This is a genomic window from Streptomyces nanhaiensis, from assembly GCF_046614825.1.
GTDB classification, from domain to species: domain Bacteria; phylum Actinomycetota; class Actinomycetes; order Streptomycetales; family Streptomycetaceae; genus Streptomyces; species Streptomyces radiopugnans.
Genome location: NZ_JBKJFM010000056.1, coordinates 13,717 through 32,388, shown reverse-complemented (window position 1 = coordinate 32,388; position 18,672 = coordinate 13,717). Strand labels below are relative to the sequence as shown.

The 18,672-nt window shown below is 75.8% G+C and carries 10 protein-coding genes; 6 read left to right on the top strand and 4 right to left on the bottom strand.

The window, feature by feature from the left end; genetic code table 11:
• From ACLIYP_RS14735 to ACLIYP_RS14725, 3 genes are all read left to right on the top strand, one after another.
• A partial coding sequence (locus ACLIYP_RS14735; RefSeq protein ID WP_412713587.1) for an amino acid adenylation domain-containing protein occupies nucleotides 1-5,761 on the top strand: 5,761 nt, incomplete at its 5' end.
• Nucleotides 5,758-7,008 carry a cytochrome P450 gene (locus ACLIYP_RS14730; RefSeq protein WP_412713586.1) on the top strand — a complete coding sequence of 417 codons (1,251 nt, stop codon included), beginning with the start codon at nucleotides 5,758-5,760 and terminating at the stop codon, nucleotides 7,006-7,008. The genes ACLIYP_RS14735 and ACLIYP_RS14730, both read left to right, overlap by 4 nt.
• A gap of 83 nt (nucleotides 7,009-7,091) precedes the next feature.
• Nucleotides 7,092-8,417, top strand: coding sequence for an MFS transporter (locus ACLIYP_RS14725; protein WP_412713585.1), 1,326 nt, complete (start codon nucleotides 7,092-7,094; stop codon nucleotides 8,415-8,417).
• 48 nt (nucleotides 8,418-8,465) lie between these two features.
• Here the strand turns inward: ACLIYP_RS14725 and ACLIYP_RS14720 are convergent, their stop codons facing one another.
• From ACLIYP_RS14720 to ACLIYP_RS14710, 3 genes are all read right to left on the bottom strand, one after another.
• Nucleotides 8,466-11,348 carry a helix-turn-helix transcriptional regulator gene (locus ACLIYP_RS14720; RefSeq protein WP_412713584.1) on the bottom strand — a complete coding sequence of 961 codons (2,883 nt, stop codon included), beginning with the start codon at nucleotides 11,346-11,348 and terminating at the stop codon, nucleotides 8,466-8,468.
• 145 nt (nucleotides 11,349-11,493) lie between these two features.
• Nucleotides 11,494-11,724, bottom strand: a complete 231-nt coding sequence (locus ACLIYP_RS14715; RefSeq protein WP_412713583.1) for a hypothetical protein — start codon at nucleotides 11,722-11,724, stop codon at nucleotides 11,494-11,496.
• Between the two features lie 62 nt (nucleotides 11,725-11,786).
• Entirely contained in the window at nucleotides 11,787-15,002 is a 3,216-nt protein-coding gene (locus ACLIYP_RS14710; RefSeq protein ID WP_412713582.1) for a type 2 lanthipeptide synthetase LanM family protein, read from the bottom strand.
• Nucleotides 15,003-15,350: 348 nt separating this feature from the next.
• On the opposite strand from ACLIYP_RS14710, the gene ACLIYP_RS14705 reads away from it, so the two are divergent.
• Together ACLIYP_RS14705 and ACLIYP_RS14700 are read left to right on the top strand one after the other, a co-directional pair.
• Nucleotides 15,351-15,977: a helix-turn-helix transcriptional regulator gene (locus ACLIYP_RS14705; RefSeq protein ID WP_412713581.1), complete on the top strand. Its 627-nt coding sequence runs from the start codon at nucleotides 15,351-15,353 to the stop codon at nucleotides 15,975-15,977.
• Between the two features lie 367 nt (nucleotides 15,978-16,344).
• Nucleotides 16,345-16,977 carry a helix-turn-helix transcriptional regulator gene (locus tag ACLIYP_RS14700; protein ID WP_412713580.1) on the top strand — a complete coding sequence of 211 codons (633 nt, stop codon included), beginning with the start codon at nucleotides 16,345-16,347 and terminating at the stop codon, nucleotides 16,975-16,977.
• 90 nt (nucleotides 16,978-17,067) lie between these two features.
• On the opposite strand, the gene ACLIYP_RS14695 is transcribed toward ACLIYP_RS14700, so the two are convergent.
• A complete protein-coding gene (locus tag ACLIYP_RS14695; RefSeq protein ID WP_412713579.1) occupies nucleotides 17,068-17,808 on the bottom strand; it encodes a Type 1 glutamine amidotransferase-like domain-containing protein in 741 nt (246 codons plus the stop codon).
• A 184-nt stretch (nucleotides 17,809-17,992) separates the two neighbouring features.
• Between ACLIYP_RS14695 and ACLIYP_RS14690 the strand changes: the two genes are divergently transcribed.
• The gene (locus ACLIYP_RS14690; protein ID WP_412713578.1) at nucleotides 17,993-18,652 is read left to right on the top strand and encodes a PadR family transcriptional regulator; all 660 of its coding nucleotides are present in this window, start codon (nucleotides 17,993-17,995) and stop codon (nucleotides 18,650-18,652) included.
• Nucleotides 18,653-18,672 lie beyond the last annotated feature (20 nt).

Sequence of the window (18,672 nt, the reverse complement as noted above, 5' to 3'; positions counted from 1 at the left end):
GCCCGCGCGCCTTGCCGAGCACGTCGCGCGCACCCCGGACGCGCCGGCCGTCGTCGGCGGCGACCGGACGCTGACCTACGCGCGGCTGGACGCCGAGGCCTCCGCCCTGGCCCGCCGGCTGCGCGCGGCCGGCGTCGGACGCGAGTCGCTGGTCGGGGTCTGCCTGGACCGCTCGGCCGACCTGGCCGTGGCACTGCTCGGGGTGTGGCGGGCGGGCGCGGCCTATCTGCCGCTGGACCCCTCCCATCCGCGCGCCCGGCGCGAGTTCACCCTCACCGACGCCGGCGTCTCCTTCGTCGTCGCCGACGACACCGGCCGCGCGGCGGTCCAGGGACTGCCGGTCGATGTGATACCCCTCGCCGAGGCCGAAGCCGGAGTCGGAGCCGCTGCCGCCGACGCCGGCGACGTCCGCCCCGCGCCGGACGACCTCGCCTACGTCATCTACACCTCCGGCTCAACCGGCCGCCCCAAGGGCGTGGAGGTCACCCACGCCAACCTCGCCTGGCTGCTCGGCGCCGCCGACCACCACTTCGACTTCGGCCCGGGCGACGTGTGGACCCTGGCCCACTCACCGGCCTTCGACTTCTCCGTGTGGGAACTGTGGGGGCCGCTCACCAGCGGCGGCCGCGTCGTGGTGCTCACCGAGGAGCAGGTCCGCGACCCCGCCGCGGTCCTGGCCGTCCTGCGCGCTCAGAAGGTCACCGTCCTCAACCAGACGCCCGCCGCCTTCAAGGGACTGCGCGCCCACCTGGCCAGCAGCGGACAGGACTTCACCGGCCTCGCGCTGCGCACCGTCGTCTTCGGCGGCGACGCCCTCGACGTGCGCGACTACCGCGACTGGTTCGACACTCCCGCCGACCGCCGGCCCGAGCTGGTGAACATGTACGGCATCACCGAGACCACCGTGCACGTCACCCACCGGATCCTGACCGCCGACGACGTCCACGCCCCGGCCCGGTCGCCGATCGGCCGGCCGCTGACCGGCCAGCACGGCTACGTCCTGGACCGGTACGGGCGCCTGGTGCCGCAGGGCACGGTCGGCGAGCTGTACGTCGCCGGCGGCGGCGTCGCGCGCGGCTACCGCAACCGCCCCGAACTGACCGCCGAACGCTTCCCCACCGACCCCTTCGGCCCGCCCGGCGCCCGGATGTACCGCACCGGCGACCTGGTACGCGTCCTGCCCGACGGGCAGCTGGCCTACGTCGGCCGTGCCGACCACCAGGTCAAGATCCGCGGCTACCGCATCGAGCCCGGCGAGATCGAGACCGCCCTGCGGGCCCTGTCCGGAGTCACCGACGCCGCGGTGGTGGCCCGTCCCGGACCGCACGGCGGCGCCCGCCTGGCCGCCCACGTCGTCATGACCGAGGGCCGCCCGCTGGACGCGGCGGCGCTGCGCGAGAGGCTGCGCCTGACCCTGCCCGACTACATGGTGCCGGCGCTGTTCGTACGCCACCCCCGGCTGCCGATCACCGCCAACGGCAAGGTCGACCGCGCCGCCCTGGCGGCGGCCGCGGACGAGGGGGCGCCGGCCCCGGCCGGGCACGTCCCGCCCTCCGGCGCGACCGAGGTGACCCTGGCCCGCATCTGGGCGGAGGTCCTGGGCGTCGAACGCGTCGGCCGCACGGCCGGCTTCTTCGACCTGGGAGGCGACTCCATCCTGGCCCTGCGGGTGATCGGCCTGGCCCGCTCGGCGGGCCTCGCCCTGACCGTGGCCGACCTCTTCCGGGCCCGCACCCTGGCCGACCTCGCCCGCCGCGCCGGCAGGGCCGGCCGGGCACCCGCCCCCGTCGAGCCGTTCTCCCAGCTGGACGCGGCCGACGCGGCCCGGCTGCCCGACGGGCTGGAGGACGCCTACCCGCTGACCATGCTCCAGGCCGGCATGCTCCACGAGATGCTCGCCGACCCGCGGCGCGGCGCGTACCACAACGTCACCGACCTGAAGATCACCGTTCCGGAGGGCTTCGACCTCGGCGCCTTCCAGGCCGCCGTGGACACCGTGGTGCGCGGCCACGGCATCCTGCGCTCCTCCATCGACCTGACCTCCTACCGCGAGCCCCTCCAACTGGTGCACCGCACCGCAGAGCTGCCGGTCGGCTACACCGATCTGCGCGCACTGTCCCGCCAGGAGCAGCGCGCCGCCGTACGCCGGTTCGTGGCCGAGGAGTTCGAGCGCCGCTTCGACCTGACCGCCGCGCCGCTGGTCCGCATCCACCTGCACCGCACGGGCGACCACGAACTGCGGCTGGTCCTCACCGACTGCCACGTCGTCCTGGACGGCTGGAGCCTGACCTCCCTGGTGGCGGACCTGCTCGACCTGCACCGGCGCGCGGTGGCCGAGGGCCGGCCCCCCGAACTGCCGCCCGCGCCCGCCTTCGCCGAGTACGTGGCCCTGGAACGGGCCGCGCTGCACGGCGAGGAGGCGCTGGAGTACTGGCGCTCGGCGCTGGCCGGACTCCGCCCCGTCCGCTTCCCCCGGCGCGGCGACGGCGGCGGGCACGGGGATCGGCCCGTCCACGAGGTGCGGCGCTCCTGGGCGGCGCTGGCCGAACCGATCGGGCGGCTGGCACAGGCGGCCGGAGTGCCCCGGCGCACCGTCCTGATCACCGCCTTCCACCACACCATGAGCCTGTTCGCCGAACGGGACGAGGCCGCCGAGGGACACTCGATCGGCCTGGTCACCAACGGCCGGCCCGAGGTGCCCGGCGCGGACCGGATGCGCGGGCTGTTCCTCAACACCGTGCCCTTCGGCGTCGAACGTCCGCGGGGGAGCTGGCTGGAGTACCTGCGCGCGGTGTTCGCCGCCGAACAGGAGATGCTGCCCCACCGGCGGATGCCGCTGGCGAGGATGGCGCAGCTGCGGCCCGGGGAGCCGAACCCGGTCGAGGCGGTCTTCAACTACGTCAACTTCCACCGGCTCTCCCACGACACCTGGGACGAGTCCCTGGAGATCGCCAGGACCATGTTCCCGCTGCTGGTCAACGCGAGCGTGAACGGCTTCACCCTCGACGCCGACCCCGAGCACGTCGCACCGGCCACCGCCGAGCAGCTCGCCGACGTGCTGTGCGGGCTGATCGAGACGATGATCGCCGACCCGCACGCCCCGGTGACCCGTCCGGCGCTGACCGGAGCCGCCCGCGACAGGGCCCTGGAGGAGTGGGGAAGCGGGCCGGAGCGGGACAACGGCCCCCTGATGTTCCACGAACTGGTCGCCGCGCACGCCCGGCGGACCCCGGACGCGGTCGCCGTCGTCCACGGCGGGCAGGAGGTCACCTACGGCGAACTGGACGCGGACGCGGTCCGGATCGCCGCCCGGCTGCACGCGCTGGGCGTCGGACCCGAGACGGTCGTCGGCATCTGCGTCGACCGGGGCCCGGACATGGTGCGCGCCGCCCTCGGCGTCCTGCGGGCCGGAGGCGCGTTCCTCCCCCTGGACCCCCAGCACCCCACCGCACGGCTGGAGTTCATGGCCTCCGACAGCGGCATGCGGGTGCTGCTGACCCAGACCGCGCTCGCCTCGGCGGTGCCCTTCGACGGCCCGGTCCTGGCCCTGGACGAGCCCGGCGCCCTGGACGGACCCGCCGCCCCGCGGACGCCGCCGGGCGGCCGGGTGAGCGCCGGCAACCTGGCGTACATCATCTACACCTCCGGCTCCACCGGCACCCCCAAGGGCGTCGCGATCCCCCACGAGGGCCTGATCAACATGCTGGAAGGGCAGCGCGACCTGATCCGCCCGACCCCCGGCGACCGGGTCCTCCAGTTCGCCTCCTTCGGCTTCGACGCCTCCGTCCTGGAACTCACCTGGTCGCTGGCGAACGGCGGACGGCTGGTCACCGCGCCCCGGGAGGCGCTGCGTCCGGGCCCCGACCTGGCCCGCACCCTGCTGACCCACCGCGTCACCGGCGCCATGCTGCCGCCCAGCGCCCTGGCGGTCCTGGGCGAGGACCGCTTCCCCGAACTGAGGGTGCTCCAGGTGGCCGGAGAGGCGTGCCCCGCCGAACTGGCCGGCACCTGGTCGCGCGGGCGCCGCTTCCACAACGTCTACGGCCTGACCGAGACGTCGGTGTGGTCCGTCGCCGCCGAACTGGGCCCCGAGGCCGGACGCCCGCCGATCGGCGCCCCGATGCGCAACACCAGCGCCCGGGTGCTCGACGAGGACATGCAGCCCGTGCCCACCGGAGTGCCAGGCGAGATCCACCTGGGCGGGCGGGCCGTCGGCCGCTGCTACCTGAACCGGCCCGCGCTGACGGCCGCCACCTTCGTCCCCGACCCGTACGGCCCGCCCGGCTCCCGCACCTGCCGCACCGGCGACCTGGGCACGCACCGGCCCGACGGCGCGCTGGAGTGGCTGGGCCGCCGCGACACCCAGGTCAAGCTGCGCGGCTTCCGGATCGAGCTGGGCGAGGTCGAGCACGCCCTGCGCGCGCTGCCCGAGGTGCGGCAGGCGGTGGTGCTGCACCGCACCGACCTGCCGGGCGAGCCGGCGCTGGTCGCCTACCTGGTCCTGCGCGACGGCGCCGAAGCCTCCGCCGGGGAAATGGCGAGGGCGCTGCGCGCCGGCATGCCCGCCTACATGGTGCCCGCCCGTTTCGTCTTCCTCGACCAGATGCCCGTCAACCGCAGCGGGAAGATCGACAAACGGGCGCTGCCGCTGCCGTCGGCCGAACGCGCCGAGAGCGGCGCCGACTACGTCGCGCCCGCCACCGACGCCGAGCGGCTGCTCGCCGAGGTGTGGCGCGAGGTGCTGGGCCTGTCCCTGATCGGAGTGCACGACGACTTCTTCCGCATCGGCGGCAGCTCGCTGTCCACCGTGCGGGTGGCCGCCCTGGCCGCCGAGCGCGGCCTGCCGGTCTCGGTGCGCGACCTGATCGAGCGGCCCACCCTCGCCCAACTCGCCGTCCGCGCCGAGGAGTCGGCCGGGAAGGCGGGTGCGGCCGCCGCCGTCCGCTCCGAGGTCACCCTCCGGGAGGGCGGGGGAGCCCCGCTGTGGTGCGTGCACCCCACCGGCGGCAGCGCCGCGTGGTTCGTCCCGCTCGCCCGCCGCCTGCCGCCGGGGCGCCCGGTGCGCGCCTTCCAGGCCCGCGGCCTGCTGGGCGGCGTGGACCCCGGCACGGTGGGCGGCATCGCGGCCAACTACGTCGCCGAGATCGCAGACCAGGGCGGGCACGGTCCCCACGACCTGCTGGGCTGGTCCATGGGCGCCAACATCGCCCTGGAGATGGCCACCCAGCTCCACGAGGCCGGCCACACCGTCGAACCCCTGGTGCTGATCGAGCCCTACCTGCCCAACCCGGCGGCGCGCGACCGGCTCGCCGGAGTCGGCCGGGACATGCGCCGGGCGCTGCGGATGCGCGACCGCCTCCGCGCCCTGCCGCCGTCGCCCGAGCGCGAGAAGGCGGCGGCCGAACTCACCGCGCTGCTGCTGGGCGCGGGGATGAGCCCCGGCGAGGCCGCCATGGTCGACAAGGCACCGATCGAGGTGTGGCACTCGCTGCTCACCGCCCTGGCCGGCTACCGGGTGCGCCCCTATCCGGGCCATGTCCACCTCGTCGTCGGGACCCTGGCCGCCGGGCTGCCCGAAGGCGAGCCCATGCCCGGCCTCGACGTCGACTACCGCGCCTACGTGGCCCGCTGGCGCGAGGTGGCCCTGGGCGGCCTGACCGTCCACGTCACCGAGGGAGACCACATGTCCATGCTCGCCGAGCCGCTGGTCGCGGGCATCGCGGACCTGCTCGGCACGATCGGGACGGAGGCCCGGCGATGACCCCCACGGCGACCACCACGACGCCCCCCGCGGCGGCCCGCTTCACCGAGCGGTACCTGCTCGACCCCGCCGTCAACGCCGACCCCTACGGCTACCTCAACGCCCTGCGCGACCACGCCCCGGTCCACTGGAGCCCCATGCACCGGGCCTGGCTGGTCACCGGCCACGAGCAGGTCATGCGCTGCCTGCGCGACCCGGCGGTCTCCGCCGACCGGGTCCGCCCCCTGATGGACGCGGTCCCGCAGGGCGCACGCGAGGACGCCGAGCGCGCCTTCGCGATCCTCTCGCGCTGGATGGTCTTCAACGACCCGCCGCAGCACCGCCGGCTGCGCCAGGTCTTCCAGGAGCAGTTCGCCGCCCGCGCCGTCGCCCGCTACAGCGCCTTCACCGAGCGGGCGACCCGCGCGATGCTCAACCGCCGCGCGGCCCCCGGCCGGACCGGCGACGTCACCGCGGACATCGCCAGACCGCTGCCCGCCCTGGTCTTCGCCCGCTGGCTGGGCGTCCCCCAGGCGCACGCCCCCTCCTTCTGGTACTGGAACGCCCGCGTGGGCGACCTCGTCCTGGGCGCGGCCCAGGAGGAGGGCGAGTACCGCACCTCGCTGCAGTCGCTGGTCAGCCTGGAGGAGTACCTCGCAGGCCTGGTCGCCGAGCGCCGCGCCGAGCCGAAGGACGACCTGATCAGCTCCGTCCTGGCCGGCGGCCGGATCGGCGACGGCGTCAGCGAGGAGGAGTTCGTCGGGATGCTCACCCAGATGGCGTTCGCCGGGGGCGAGACCACGGGCAACCTCATCGCCAACACCCTGCTCGCCCTGCTGCACCGCCCGGACCAGCTCCGGGCGGTGCGCGAGGAGCCGGAACTGGTCGCCGCGGCCGTCGAGGAGACCCTGCGCCTGGACGGGCCCTCGAAGATGTCGATCAGGACCGCCGCCCGCGACACCGTGCTGGACGGCCACACCCTCCGCGCCGGCGACCGGATCTTCCTGGTCACCGCCGCCGCCAACCGCGACCCCGCCCGCTTCCCGGACCCGGACGTCTTCGACCTGCGGCGCACCGGCGGCACCCACCTGGGCTTCGGTTTCGGCGCCCACTTCTGCATCGGCGCGGCGCTCGCCCGGCTGGTGGCCTGCGCGGTCGTCGGCGTCCTCGTCCGCGACTACCCGGACCTGCGCCTGGACGGGACACGGCACACCTGGCAGCTCTCGCTGCTCAACCGCAGCCTGACCGCCCTGCCCGTCCGCTACTGACACGCCCGCACCCCACCGGCCCTGCCCGGACCGCCTCCACCCGGCGGTCCGGGCAGGGCCCGACGAAAGGCAGAGGTCCCACGATGGCGACCACCCTCACGGGCGCCGGCCCACGGCTGTGGGCCCCCGCCCGGCAGCGCTCCTTCCGCCTGCTCTGGCTGGGCCAGTCCCTGTCGCTGCTCGGCGACGGATTCAGCTACATCGCGTTCTCCTGGATGACCCTCACCCTGACCGGATCCACCCTCGCGCTCGGCTACGTGCTGACCTTCCAGGCTGTGCCCCGTGCCCTGCTGACCCTGGTCGGCGGCTCGCTCGGCGACACCTGGTCGCCCAGAGCCCTGATGGTCTGCTCGAGCTGGGCCAGAGCCGCCCTGATGGCGGCGGTCGGGCTGGGCGGGCTGACCGGCACGCTCCAGCTGTGGATGCTGTGCGCGGCCGCCGCGGCCTTCGGCGCGGTCGACGCCTTCTTCCAGCCCGCCCGGGTATCGATCCTGCCCTCGGTGGTGGACAAGGAGACGCTCACCTCCGCCAACGCCCTGCTCGGCGCGGGCGCCCGGGTCTCCGCCGTGCTGGGCCCGGCCACCGGCGGCCTCGTGGTCGCCCTGTCCCAGGCACCCGTCGCCTTCCTCGTCGACGCGGTGTGCTTCGCGCTGTGCGGGCTGTGCGTCGCCCGCATCCGCACCGCCCCCCGCGGGAAGGAGGAGGCCGGCCCGGACCCCGTCACCTCGGACTCCGTCACCTCGGACTCCGTCACCTCGGACTCCGTCACCTCGGACTCCGCCCCCTCGCCGGAGCCCGGCGCCGGGGAGACGCTGGCCGCCCGGATACGGGCCGGGGTGCGCTACGCGTGGGGGGACCCGCGCATCCGCACCATGCTGGTCGTCGACACGGCCGTCAACTTCTGCTACGCCGGGCCGTTCACCATCGGCTTCGCCACCCTGGCCAGGACCTCCCTGGACGGCGGCTCGGCGACCCTGGGCGTGCTCAACGGAGCGCTGGCGGGAGGAGCCATCCTGGGGACCCTCGCGGGTGGAGCCGTCGGGGGCCGGCCCCGGGTCGGCCTGCTGATCGCGGGACTGGCCGGATGGCTGGCCGCGGGCATGGCCCTGCTCGGCATCCTGGACCACCCGGCGGCGGCGGTCGCGACGGTGCTGGTGATGGGGTTCGCCATCGGCTTCCAGGGGGTCTTCGGGCTGAGCTGGATCCAGCGGAACATCCCGCAGTCGGTCCTCGGCCGGGTGATCTCGGTCGACATGGTCCTCGGGTACGCCGTCGCGCCCGTCTCGCTGATCGCCTGCGGCGCCCTGGCACAGGCGGGCACCGGCGTGATGTTCGCCGGCGTCGCCCTGGTCCTCGCGCTGACCGCGCTGGGCGTGCTCGCGTCCGGCGCCGTGCGCGCGATGCGGTGACCGGGCCGCTCCTGCGGGCCGGGGCGGCCGGGGCGAGGGGGCGCCGGGTCAGAGGGAGGCCGAGAGGGCGCACAGAGCGGCCCGGTTGGACCGGCCGGTCTTGGCGATGAGGCTGGCGATGTGCTTCTCGACGGTGCGCGGAGAGATGTAGAGGTGGTCGGCGATGTCCTTGTTGCCCAGCCGCTCGGCCAGCAGCACGAGCACCTCGTACTCGCGGACCGTCACGCCCAGGGCCCGGAGTTCCTCGGGGATGCGGCTGGTCCCGCTGCGGTGCTGGTGGACGGGGGCGCCCAGACGCCGCAGCGCCGCGCGGCAGGCGTTGGCGACGGCGGGCACGCCGTTCTGGTGGAAGTGGTGCTCGGCGCGGCGCAGCCAGGCCACCGGCTCGCCCCACCCGTTCTCGTGGGCCGCCTCGGCCACGAGCCGTATGCCCAGGTGGAGAGCGGTGGGGTACGGCTCGGCGGCGCGCAGCGCCTCGGCTGCCGCGGCCGACGCCTCCTGTGGTCTGCCCTCCCGGCCCAGCAGCACGGCGTCGGCCAGGAGGACGAACTGCCGGTTCCACCGCAGACGGCCGGGCGCGGTGGCGGCGGCCTCCTCCTGCCCGGGACGGCCGATGTCCCCCGCCAGCACGTCCAGCAGCAGCCCGACGCCGCTGCGCCCGCTGAGGTAGTAGGTGCTGGGGTTGTCGCGCTCCAGCTCGCGGACGGCCCGCAGTTCGCGCCGGGCCAGCTCCCCGTCCTCCTCCAGCAGCGCGCAGAACGTCCTCGCCAGGCCGACGGTGAGCGGTTCCTCCTGGGAGCCGGCGCCGTCCCACTCGGCGAACGCGGCCAGCGCCTCCTCCATCGCCGCCCTCTCGCCCCGGTGGGCCGCCAGGGCCCCCTTGGCCATCAGCACGTAGCGGACGGCCGGGGCCAGCCGCAGGCGCCGCACGACGGCCAGGCACTCCTCGGCGGCGTCCCGTGCGGCACCGAACTCCCCGCGCAGCACGGAGTCCAGGATGAGGATGCCGTCGATGGTGTAGACGATGGTGGCCGACCCCAGCCGCAGCGCCTCCTCCCGGGCGGCGGTCAGACCGGCGGTGTCCCCCTCGGACAGCCAGGCGTTGCCGCCGATCCGGGTCAGCGCGTACATGCGCCGCAGCGGCAGGCCGTGCCGTTCCGCCGTGGTCAGGGCGCGCTCCAGCATGGCCTGGGACTCGGTGGGGTCGCGTTCGCGGGCCACGGTGGCCAGCAGCTCCCACCCCAGGCAGGCGACCGTGTGCAGGCCGTGCCGCTGTGCGGCCTCCACCGCCGAGCGGGCCAGCTTCTCGGCCTGGTGGGTGCGGTCCGTGCCGGGTGTGTCCAGGGCGAGGTAGGCCGCTGCCACGTCGACGGCCGCGGCGGCGGCCTCGTCGGGAGCGGGGCCCAGGACGGTACGGGCCCGTGCGATCTGCCGGTTGCCGTCGGCCCAGCGGCCCGCGGTGTGGGCCACCTTGGCGAGCCGGGTGTGCAGCGCGGCCAGCCGCGGCGCGCTCAGGCCGGCCCCGCCCAGGGCGTGCAGCTGGTCGGCCAGGTCGAAGGCGCGCGCGAAGTCGCCCGCCTCGGCGAGCGCGGGCAGCAGGCACTCCAGGACCTCGGCCCGGTGCAGGGTGTCCCGGGTGTCCGACAGCAGCCGTTCGGCCCGGCCGAGCAGGGTGACGGCGGAACCGATAGCGCCGTCGGCCAGTGCCCGCCGCCCCGCCTCCGCGAACAGGCGTCCCGCCTCGGCCGGGTCACCCGCCTGGGAGCGCAGCTCGGCGACCAGCGGGCACCACTGGCCGGCCAGCTCCGGGTGGAGTTCCGAGGCCGCGTCCGCGGCCCGCCGCGCCAGCTCGGCCCGCCTGCCGGGGGTGAGCTGGGTGAGCAGCGCCTCCACGGTCAGCGGGTGGCGGAACGCGTACCAGTCGGGGGAGGGCTCGTCGGGGACGACGAGCTGGGCCGCCACCCCGGCGTGCAGATGACTGAGCAGGCCGCGGTCGTCGATGCCGGTCATCCGCTGGAGCACCGTCAGGGGGAAGCGCCGCCCGACCACGGCCGCGGCGGACAGCAGGGTCAGCCCCTGGGGCCCCAGCCGGTCGATGCGCCGCAGGATGCCCCGCGCGAGGGCGGTGGGCACGTCGCCGCGCGGATCGCCCACGACCCGCCAGCCGTCGCCGCCCCGCACCAGCGCCCCGCCGCCGATCATGGACTGCAGCAGTTCCTCGACCAGGAAGGGGCTTCCGGCGCTGTCGTCCCACAGGCGTTCCAGGGCCGCCTGCGGCACCCGGTCGGGTTCGGTGCCGAGCTGCGCGGCGACCATGTCCCGGACCTGGGACCGGCTGAGCGCGGGCAGTTCGAGGACGGTGCCCGTGCCGCGTCTGCGGGCCGAGGACGCCAGGTCCAGCGCGTCGCAGAACTCGGTGCGTATGGTGGCCAGGAGCAGCACGGGCGTGTGCTCCAGGTTGTCCACCAGGTACTCGACCACCGCGAGGGTCTCCGGGTCGGCGTCGTGCAGGTCCTCCAGCAGCAGGAGCTGGCCCCGGTCCTTTCCGGCTGCGATGAGCAGCCGCAGCACCGCCTCGCCCAGGATGACCATCGAACTGCTCTCGTGGTCACCGGTGTTCCAGTCCGGCACGAGCCGCCCGAGCACCGGCCGGTAGGGGCCGAGGGCGGAGTCGTCCACCGGTTCGCCGCCGCGGAACAGGGACATCAGGGCCTCGGTCAGCGGCCGGAACGGCACGGTGGGTCCCGTCGTGCTGCTGCGGCCGCGAAGTACGCGCATCCCGGACTCGAAGGCCATGCCCACGGCCTCCGCCGCGAGCCGGGACTTGCCGATGCCCGCCTCCCCGGTCAGGAAGACGACTCCGCCGCGCCGGTCCCGGGCGTCGGACAACGCCTCTTCCAGATCGCGCAGTTGGAGGTCACGCCCAACCACATACGGCGTATGCGAACGCATGAACGCAGATGCTAGTTCATACGTGCTGGTGGCGGCAGACCACGCGGCGTACGTCCTGCCGCACACCGAGTGACGCGCCGGTGCGGGCCCGCCGGCGGAGCGGACCCGCACCCGGGAGGTCTCGTCAGCGCGGCGCCGAGACGGAGGTGTCCATCGAACTGAGGGTGATCACGATGCCGCTGGTCAGCACCATGCCGGCCAGCGCGCGGGTGCGGGCGCACGCTCTGTTCCGCCCCGACAGTCTGACCCGGCCCGCCGCGTCCTGCTCGCGGCCGTCCTGGTCCCGGTCCGGGTGGGCGGTGAGGTCGGCGTCGGCGGAGAGCGGCGACTGGGTCTCGACGGAGGGCTTGTTCATGGGGACGGTCTCCTTCTGGTCGGTGTGCACGGGCTGACGCGGAACGGGGGGAAGCCGGCGGGTCACTGGGCGGTGTGCGGACGGCCCGGAGCCCCGGGAGAGTGGTCGAGCAGGAGGACGGAGGGGACCGCCTCCGGGAAACCCAGCCTGAGCAGCGCGTATCCGATGCCGGACAGGCCGGTGAGCAGACCGGGGGACGGTACGTGGTCGGGGGTGCCGCAGCGGTGGCCCTGCTGCTCGATGAGGCCGAGGACCTCTCCGGCGCGGTGGCCGAGCGCCTCCTCGGCACCGGCGTGGTGCCGTCCGGCGAGTACGGCCAGTGCCTCAAGACGGCCCAGGGCGCCGTGGCGAAGGCTCAGGTCGCCGGTGCGTGCCGGGTCGGCCAGCAGCTCCACACAGCGGTCGAGCACGTCATCGGGGGCCGCCGGACCGGTGGTGCCCAGCGCGTCGGCCGCGGACGACGCCACGCCGGCCAGCCCCGAGTGCCAGGACAGGTCGCGGGCCCCGCCGGCCCCGCCGGCCGAGGTCTCCAGGGCCGACCGCAGCAGACCGGCCCCGGCGCGGGCGTACGGCAGGGGCTCGGCCGCCCCGGCTTCCGGCAGCGCGGCGGCGTACCGCAGCAGGGCCCAGCCGATGCCGGCGTCACCGTGGGCGAAGCCCGCCCCTCCGGCCCTGCCCTCCCCGGCCCGGTCCTCCCCGGCCCGGTCCTCCCCGGTCAGGTCGAGCAGCCGGTCCGCGACGCGCCGGGCCAGCCCGGCCGCCTGGGGAGCGCCGGTCACCCGGTGCGCCAGGACGGCGGCGGGCAGCGCTCCGGCGAGGCCGCCGGCGAGCGAGGCGTGGCCGGGGAGGGCCGGACCGGAGGGGCGGGCGTCCACGGCGTGCCCGAGGGCGGTCAGGGCGGCGGGCAGGCAGTCGCCGACCCCGTCGAGCAGGGCGGTCAGCCGCACCAGCGTGTAGACGATGCCGCCCAGCCCTTCGAGGGCGCCCGGACCGGCCGCCGCACTCAGCTCGGGGTCGGCCGCCAGCGCCGCCAGCAGGGGCGGCAGCGGCCGTACGGCCTCCCGGGCCAGTGCCGTGTACCGGTCGGCTCCGGCGAGCGAGCCGATCTGGGCCAGGAAGAGGGCGACCCCGCAGTACCCCTGGGCCAGTGAGCCGCCCATCGGCAGCACCGCCCAGTGCGCGCCGGTGACCTGCTCCAGACCCAGCCAGTTGGCCCGGCCGCCGCCGCGGACCGCACGTGCCGCGATCTCGTCGGCGATCCCGCACGCGGCGGCCAGCAGCCGGGACGGCTCGGGCACCACGGCCGGGGCCGGGCGTACGGCCAGCGCCGAACGCGGCCCGCGCAGCGGCGCGTTGGCACCGGTGACGGCGAGCGCCGCCGAGATGACCCACTCCTGGTCGTAGCGGTCCACCTCGCTCATCGCGGCGATCTTCTCCCGGACGGTCGCCAGGGCCGCGGCGGGCAGCACCCGGTCCAGGCGCGCCCCGTGGGACGTCCACACCGCGGTGCGGTCCGGCCGGTGGAAGAACAGCGGTACGTCACCGCGCCACAGGTCGTCGATCTCGTACTCGATCAGCCGCTGCCGGGCCGGGTCGCAGACCGACTCCGTCCACAGCACCGCGAACACCGCCTCCCGGGCCAGCGCGTCGCGCAGCAGATCGGGGTGGGTGGACTCCTCCAGGAGGGTCGCGTAGAGCCGGGTGGAGCGCACGATCAGCCGGGCGGGGCGGTGGGCCCAGCGGGCCAGCGGACCCTGGGCGCCCAGGAGTTCGTCCCGGTGCCCGGCGATCGCGTCGTACCCGATGCGGAATCCCTCCAGCAGCGCGGCCCGGTGGTCGGCCCGTCCGGCGCCCCCGCCGGGCGGCAGCGGCTGGTTCTGGCCCGCCGGGCTCTCCACCGGGCCGCGCACCACGCGCATCCCGTCCGTCCCCGCGCCCTCCCAGCGCACCCCGTCGCCGGGGTAGGTGCCGGCTCCGTCCCGGCCGAGGACGGAGATGTCCAGCGCGCCGTCCTCCCCGATCAGCAGGTGCGGCAGCAGGCAGGTGCGGTGCACCGACGCGTACAGGGCCCGCGCGGCGGGGTCGTGCCCCGCGATCTCCGCCTGCGGCAGCCCGGAGTGCAGGAGGGTCTCCGCGTCCACCGGGACCGGCTGGTCGCCGCAGGCGATGACGTTCTCGTAGTGCATGTCCGCGCCGTCCACCGCGTACAGCAGGGCCAGCAGCGCGCCCTGCCGGCGGTAGAACCGGTCGGCCTCGGTGACCGAGGCGCACCACCGGTGCTCGACGAACTCCAGCCAGCCGTATCCCTCGCCGCGCACCGACCGGGGGGTGCGCAGGCCCAGGCCGGGCACCTTGCCGTTGAGCCAGCCCGCCGCCTCGTCCAGCAGGGAGTGCTGGTCCAGGGGACGGGGCTTGTAGACGACGGCGGCGCCGGAGGCGAAGTGCAGCAGGGCCACGGACCGGCCGCCCTGGTGCGCGTCACCGCGACCGAGGTCCATCCGCACCACGGGACCGGGATCGGTGCCCGCGAACAGCTCGGAGACTAGGACGGAGTAGTCGGCGCCGAGCCTGTCGAGCATCTCGGCCATGGCGTCGGCGGCGTCCACGCAGCTCTGGCCGAGCATCCGGGCCAGGACCGGGTAGCGGGTGAAAAGCCCGGCCAGCCCCCGCCGGGTGCCCAGGTCCGCGGCGAAGGAGGCGAAGCGGTCCCGCGGAGTCGCCCCCGGGAGCCGTCCCGCTGCGCGGGCCCGGTGCAGCTCCCTCACCAGCGTCCGGCCGGCCTGACGGGTGATCCGGTCCCCGAGCCGTTCCTCGAACGCCGCCCGTACCGGGGAGTGTTCGGCCGTGGACCGGCCGGTGCGGGCGGCCACCCGGGACCAGGCGAGCGAGAGCAGGGGACGCAGCGAGGGCAGGAACACCGCGGGCCCCTCCGTGCCGAAACCGGCCGAGCCGTCCGGCTCCACGGGCGCCGCGGCGACCGCGCGCTCGATGTAGCCGGCCCACTCCGGCTCCGCGGCCCGTGCTCCCAGCCGCTCGGGGAGCTCGTCTCCGAGGGCGTGCGCGAGGCCGGTGTCCAGGCCCAGATCCGCCAGCCGGGCGGAGAATCCCGCGTCGTCCCCCACGGCCCACGGCGCCCGGCGGCTCCGGCCGGCCGCGGCCCGTCCGCCCGCGGGCGCCCCCGGGGCGGCGAGCCGCTCGCGCAGGGTCAGCCCCCGCGCCCACCACCAGCGCGGCAGGGACGTGGTCCGGGTTTCTCGCAGAACGGCGGAATCAGTCACAGGACCAACGTCCCAGAGCCCCGGAACCCCCACATGGGGGCAGCGCCCCCATATTCTTCGCGGCCGCCCCCACCGGGCCCGCTCCCGGGGGCCGCGGGGCGTGCCGCCGCCCCTCCCGGCCCCTTCCGCGGCCCCTTCCCGGCCCTCTCCCGGCCCCTTCCGCGGGCCCGGCGGACTCCGCCGCCCGGGCCCGGCGGCACCGGTCGCGCACGGTGGGCGGGCACCGGAGGCAAAGGTGGGGGACAGGACCCGATGCCGCACCCGCCGCACCGGAGCAGCCTGTTGCGCACTGCCCCTGCTCGACCGCCCGCCGCGGACCCGGCGGGTGGATGACCTTCGGAGGATCCGGTGGGAGAACCCGTACCTGTCAGCGTCGTCGCACTCGACCCGGTGCTGGAGGCCGGCACCGTGAGCGCCCTGTCCCTGTGCCCGGAGGTCTCCGTGGCGGTGCCGGGGGAGGAGCCGCGGGTCGTGGTCATGACCGTCGACCGGTTCGCCCGCGCCGAGCTGGACGTGCTGCGCACCGTCCGCGACACCCGGGCCCGGCCCGCGGTGGTCCTGGTCGCCGGTGACCTCGACCGGGGCGAGGCCCTGCACGCCCTCGCCTCCGGCGCCCGCTGCCTGCTGCGCCGCCGGGAAGCCGACGCACCCCGGCTGGCACGCGCCGTCCTCGCCGCGGTCCGGGGCGACTGCACCCTGCCTCCCGACCTGCTCGACAGCCTGCTGGACCGTTCCGCCGACGGCGGCCCGCCCTCCGGCGGGGCGTCGGCCCCCTGGGCCGCCGCGGGCCTGTCGGACCGGGAGCGCTCGGTGCTGCGCATGGTCGCCGACGGCCACGAGACCGGTGAGATCGCCCGGTGCCTGGCCTACTCGCAGCGCACGGTGACGACCATCGTGCACGACATCACGCAGAGGTTCCGGGTCCGCAACCGCGCCCACGCGGTCGCCTACGCGCTGCGGGCGGGCCTGCTGTGAGCGTCGCGCGCGCGGCCGCCGGGCCGCGGACGACGAGGATGCCCGTGCCGCTGTGCCGCGTGGGCGGAGAAGCTCACGGAGGGGACGCTGTGAGCGTCGCGTGCGCGGCTGCCGGGCCGCGGACGACGAGGATGCCCGTGCCGCTGTGCCGCGTGGGCGGAGAAGCTCACGGAGGGGACGCTGTGAGCGTCGCGTGCGCGGCTGCCGGGCCGCGGACGACGAGGATGCCCGTGCCGCTGTGCCGCGTGGGCGGAGAAGCTCACGGAGGGGACGCTGTGAGCGTCGCGCGCGCGGCCGCCGGGCCGCGGACGGGGTACGGGGCCGCACTCCTGCGCCGCGCGGGCGGAGAAGCTCACCGGAGAACACCGTGAGCGCCGCCGCCCGGCTCGTGACCAGGACGGCCGGCCTGCGGGTCCATGTCGTCGCCGCTCGCAGGGGCCCGGCCCCGGCCCGGCTCACCGCGATGCTGCACCAGGCCGGTGTCGCCCTCACGCCGCCCACCGAGGCGTCCGCACGGGACACCGTGGTGGTGGCCGTCGCCGCGACCGTGGAGGACGCCCTGGCCGCCGCTCCGCCGACCGCCCACCGACTGCTGACCGTGTGCGACACCGTCTCGCCCACCGCGCTGCGCCGCGCCATCGGCGCGGGCGCCCTGGCCGTCCTGCGGTCGGCCGACCTCACCCCCGACCAACTCCTCGCCGCGGTGCACGACGCCCACCACGGGATCGGCCGCATCCCCTACACGGCCCTCGTACAGCTGCTCGGCGGGGCCGACGGGCAGCGGCCGGGAGGAGCACCGCCCGCTCCTCCCGCCCTCACCGCGCGCCAGACGGCGGTGCTGGGCCTGATGGCCGAGGGGCACGGCAACGCGGTCATCGCCCGCAAGCTGTCCTGCTCGGAGCACACCGTCAAGAACGTCATCTACGAGCTGATGGCCCGTCTGCAGGTCCGCAACCGTGCTCACGCGGTCGCGCGCGCGGTGCGGCACGGGCTGGTCTGACCGTTGGGCCTCCCGCCCGGTCCGGGCGGGTCACCGCGGGCCGGGCCCGTCCTCCGCGCACGAGCCCCGTTCCCCGCGCACGAGGGCCGTTCAGCGGGGGACGGGGGGCAGGCGGCGGGGCTGGAGGCGCTCCTCGACGGCCGTGTCCCCCTGGCGGGTGACGAGGTAGGCGCTCTTGCCGGGTACTTCCGCGACCGCCTCGGCCAGTTCGGTGCCGCGGTAGACCAGGCCCACCCCGTCGTCGGTGCAGTGGGTGGTGGGCAGGGTGCCGTCGGCGACCAGGCGGTGTACCAGGGGGCGGCGGCCGGGGTCGGTGTCGTAGTGCACGCCGTTGCCGTAGGGCAGCAGGCCCAGGGCGTTGGTGACCGGTCGCAGCTCGGGGCCGAAGGAGTCGGTGGTGCCGCCCCGGAACCAGCAGATCGATCCGGCGCTGACGCCGCTGAGGACGACGCCGGCCTGCCAGGCCCGGCGCAGGACGCGGTCGAGCCCGTGGACGCGCCAGACCGCCAGCAGGTTGGCCACCGAGCCGCCCATGACCCAGACGACGTCCTGCTCCAGGACCGTGCCCTCGACGTCGTCGTGGTTGGGCATGGGGAACAGGTGCAGGGGGGTCAGGTCGAACCCGGCGACGCGGGCGGCCTCGGTCATGCGCGCGGTGAAGTGCTCGGCGTCGCCGATGGCGGTGCCGACGTACAGGACGCGGGGACGGCGGCCGTGGGCGCCGGAGAGCTCCACGGCGTGGTGGACCAGGGAGTCGAAGGCGACCACGGTCCGGCCTCCGGGCCGGTGTCCGCCGGAGGTGGCGACGATGGTGGGCTCCGGAGCGCTCATGGCCCGCGATCCTAACAACCGCCCCCGGCCCCGGTGCGGGCCCCGGAGGGGGCCGGTGGCCGGAACCCGTCCCGCACCGCGGACGCGTGAGGCGGCCGGGGGGATCTCTTCGAAGGCGTGAACTGCGTCTCACCCGGGCGGCCCGCGCTTGCCTATGCAACGAGTTGCATATCAGGATCGCGGTATGGCGCTCGAACACGCGATCCTCGTCTCCCTCCTGGAGAAGCCGGGCTCCGGCTACGAGCTGGCCCGTCGGTTCGAGCGGTCCATCGGGCACTTCTGGACCGCCACCCACCAGCAGATCTACCGCGTCCTCAAGCGCATGGAGGCCGACGGCTGGGTCGATGTGCGCGACGTGCGGCAGCGGAGCCGGCCGGACAAGAAGGAGTACTCCGTCTCGGCCTCCGGCCTGTCCGCCCTGACCGGATGGCTTCACGAGCCGGTCCAGCCGGAGAGCGTCCGGCACGAACTGGCCGTGAAGGTCCGCGGAGCGGCCTTCGGCGACCCGGCCGCCCTGATCGGCGAGGTCGAGCGGCATCAGCGGATGCACCGGGACCGGCTCGCGCACTACCTGGCGGGAGAACGGCGGGATTTCGGCGGGAGCGGCACCGCCGGGGAGCCCGGTGCCGGAGCGTCCGGTCCCGGAGACCCCGATGCCGGACGGGAACTCCAGCACGCGGTCCTCCGGGGAGGGATCGCCTACGAGCGGATGATGATCGCCTGGCTCGACGACGTGCTCGCCACCCTCCACCGGCTCGCCTCCCGCCGGCGCCCCGGGCCTGCCTGTGGGCAGCCGGCCGGGACCGGCCCGGCTGCCGGCCCCGCCTCCGACCCAGCCTCCTGATTCCCGCACCCCGCACCCCG

Bases quoted from the DNA above. Each gene is read 5' to 3' on its own strand.
- ACLIYP_RS14730 (WP_412713586.1), top strand. From the start codon at position 5,758: ATGACCCCCACGGCGACCACCACGACGCCCCCCGCGGCGGCCCGCTTC.
- ACLIYP_RS14715 (WP_412713583.1), bottom strand. From the start codon at position 11,724: ATGAACAAGCCCTCCGTCGAGACCCAGTCGCCGCTCTCCGCCGACGCC.
- ACLIYP_RS14695 (WP_412713579.1), bottom strand. From the start codon at position 17,808: ATGAGCGCTCCGGAGCCCACCATCGTCGCCACCTCCGGCGGACACCGG.
- ACLIYP_RS14725 (WP_412713585.1), top strand. From the start codon at position 7,092: ATGGCGACCACCCTCACGGGCGCCGGCCCACGGCTGTGGGCCCCCGCC.
- ACLIYP_RS14690 (WP_412713578.1), top strand. From the start codon at position 17,993: ATGGCGCTCGAACACGCGATCCTCGTCTCCCTCCTGGAGAAGCCGGGC.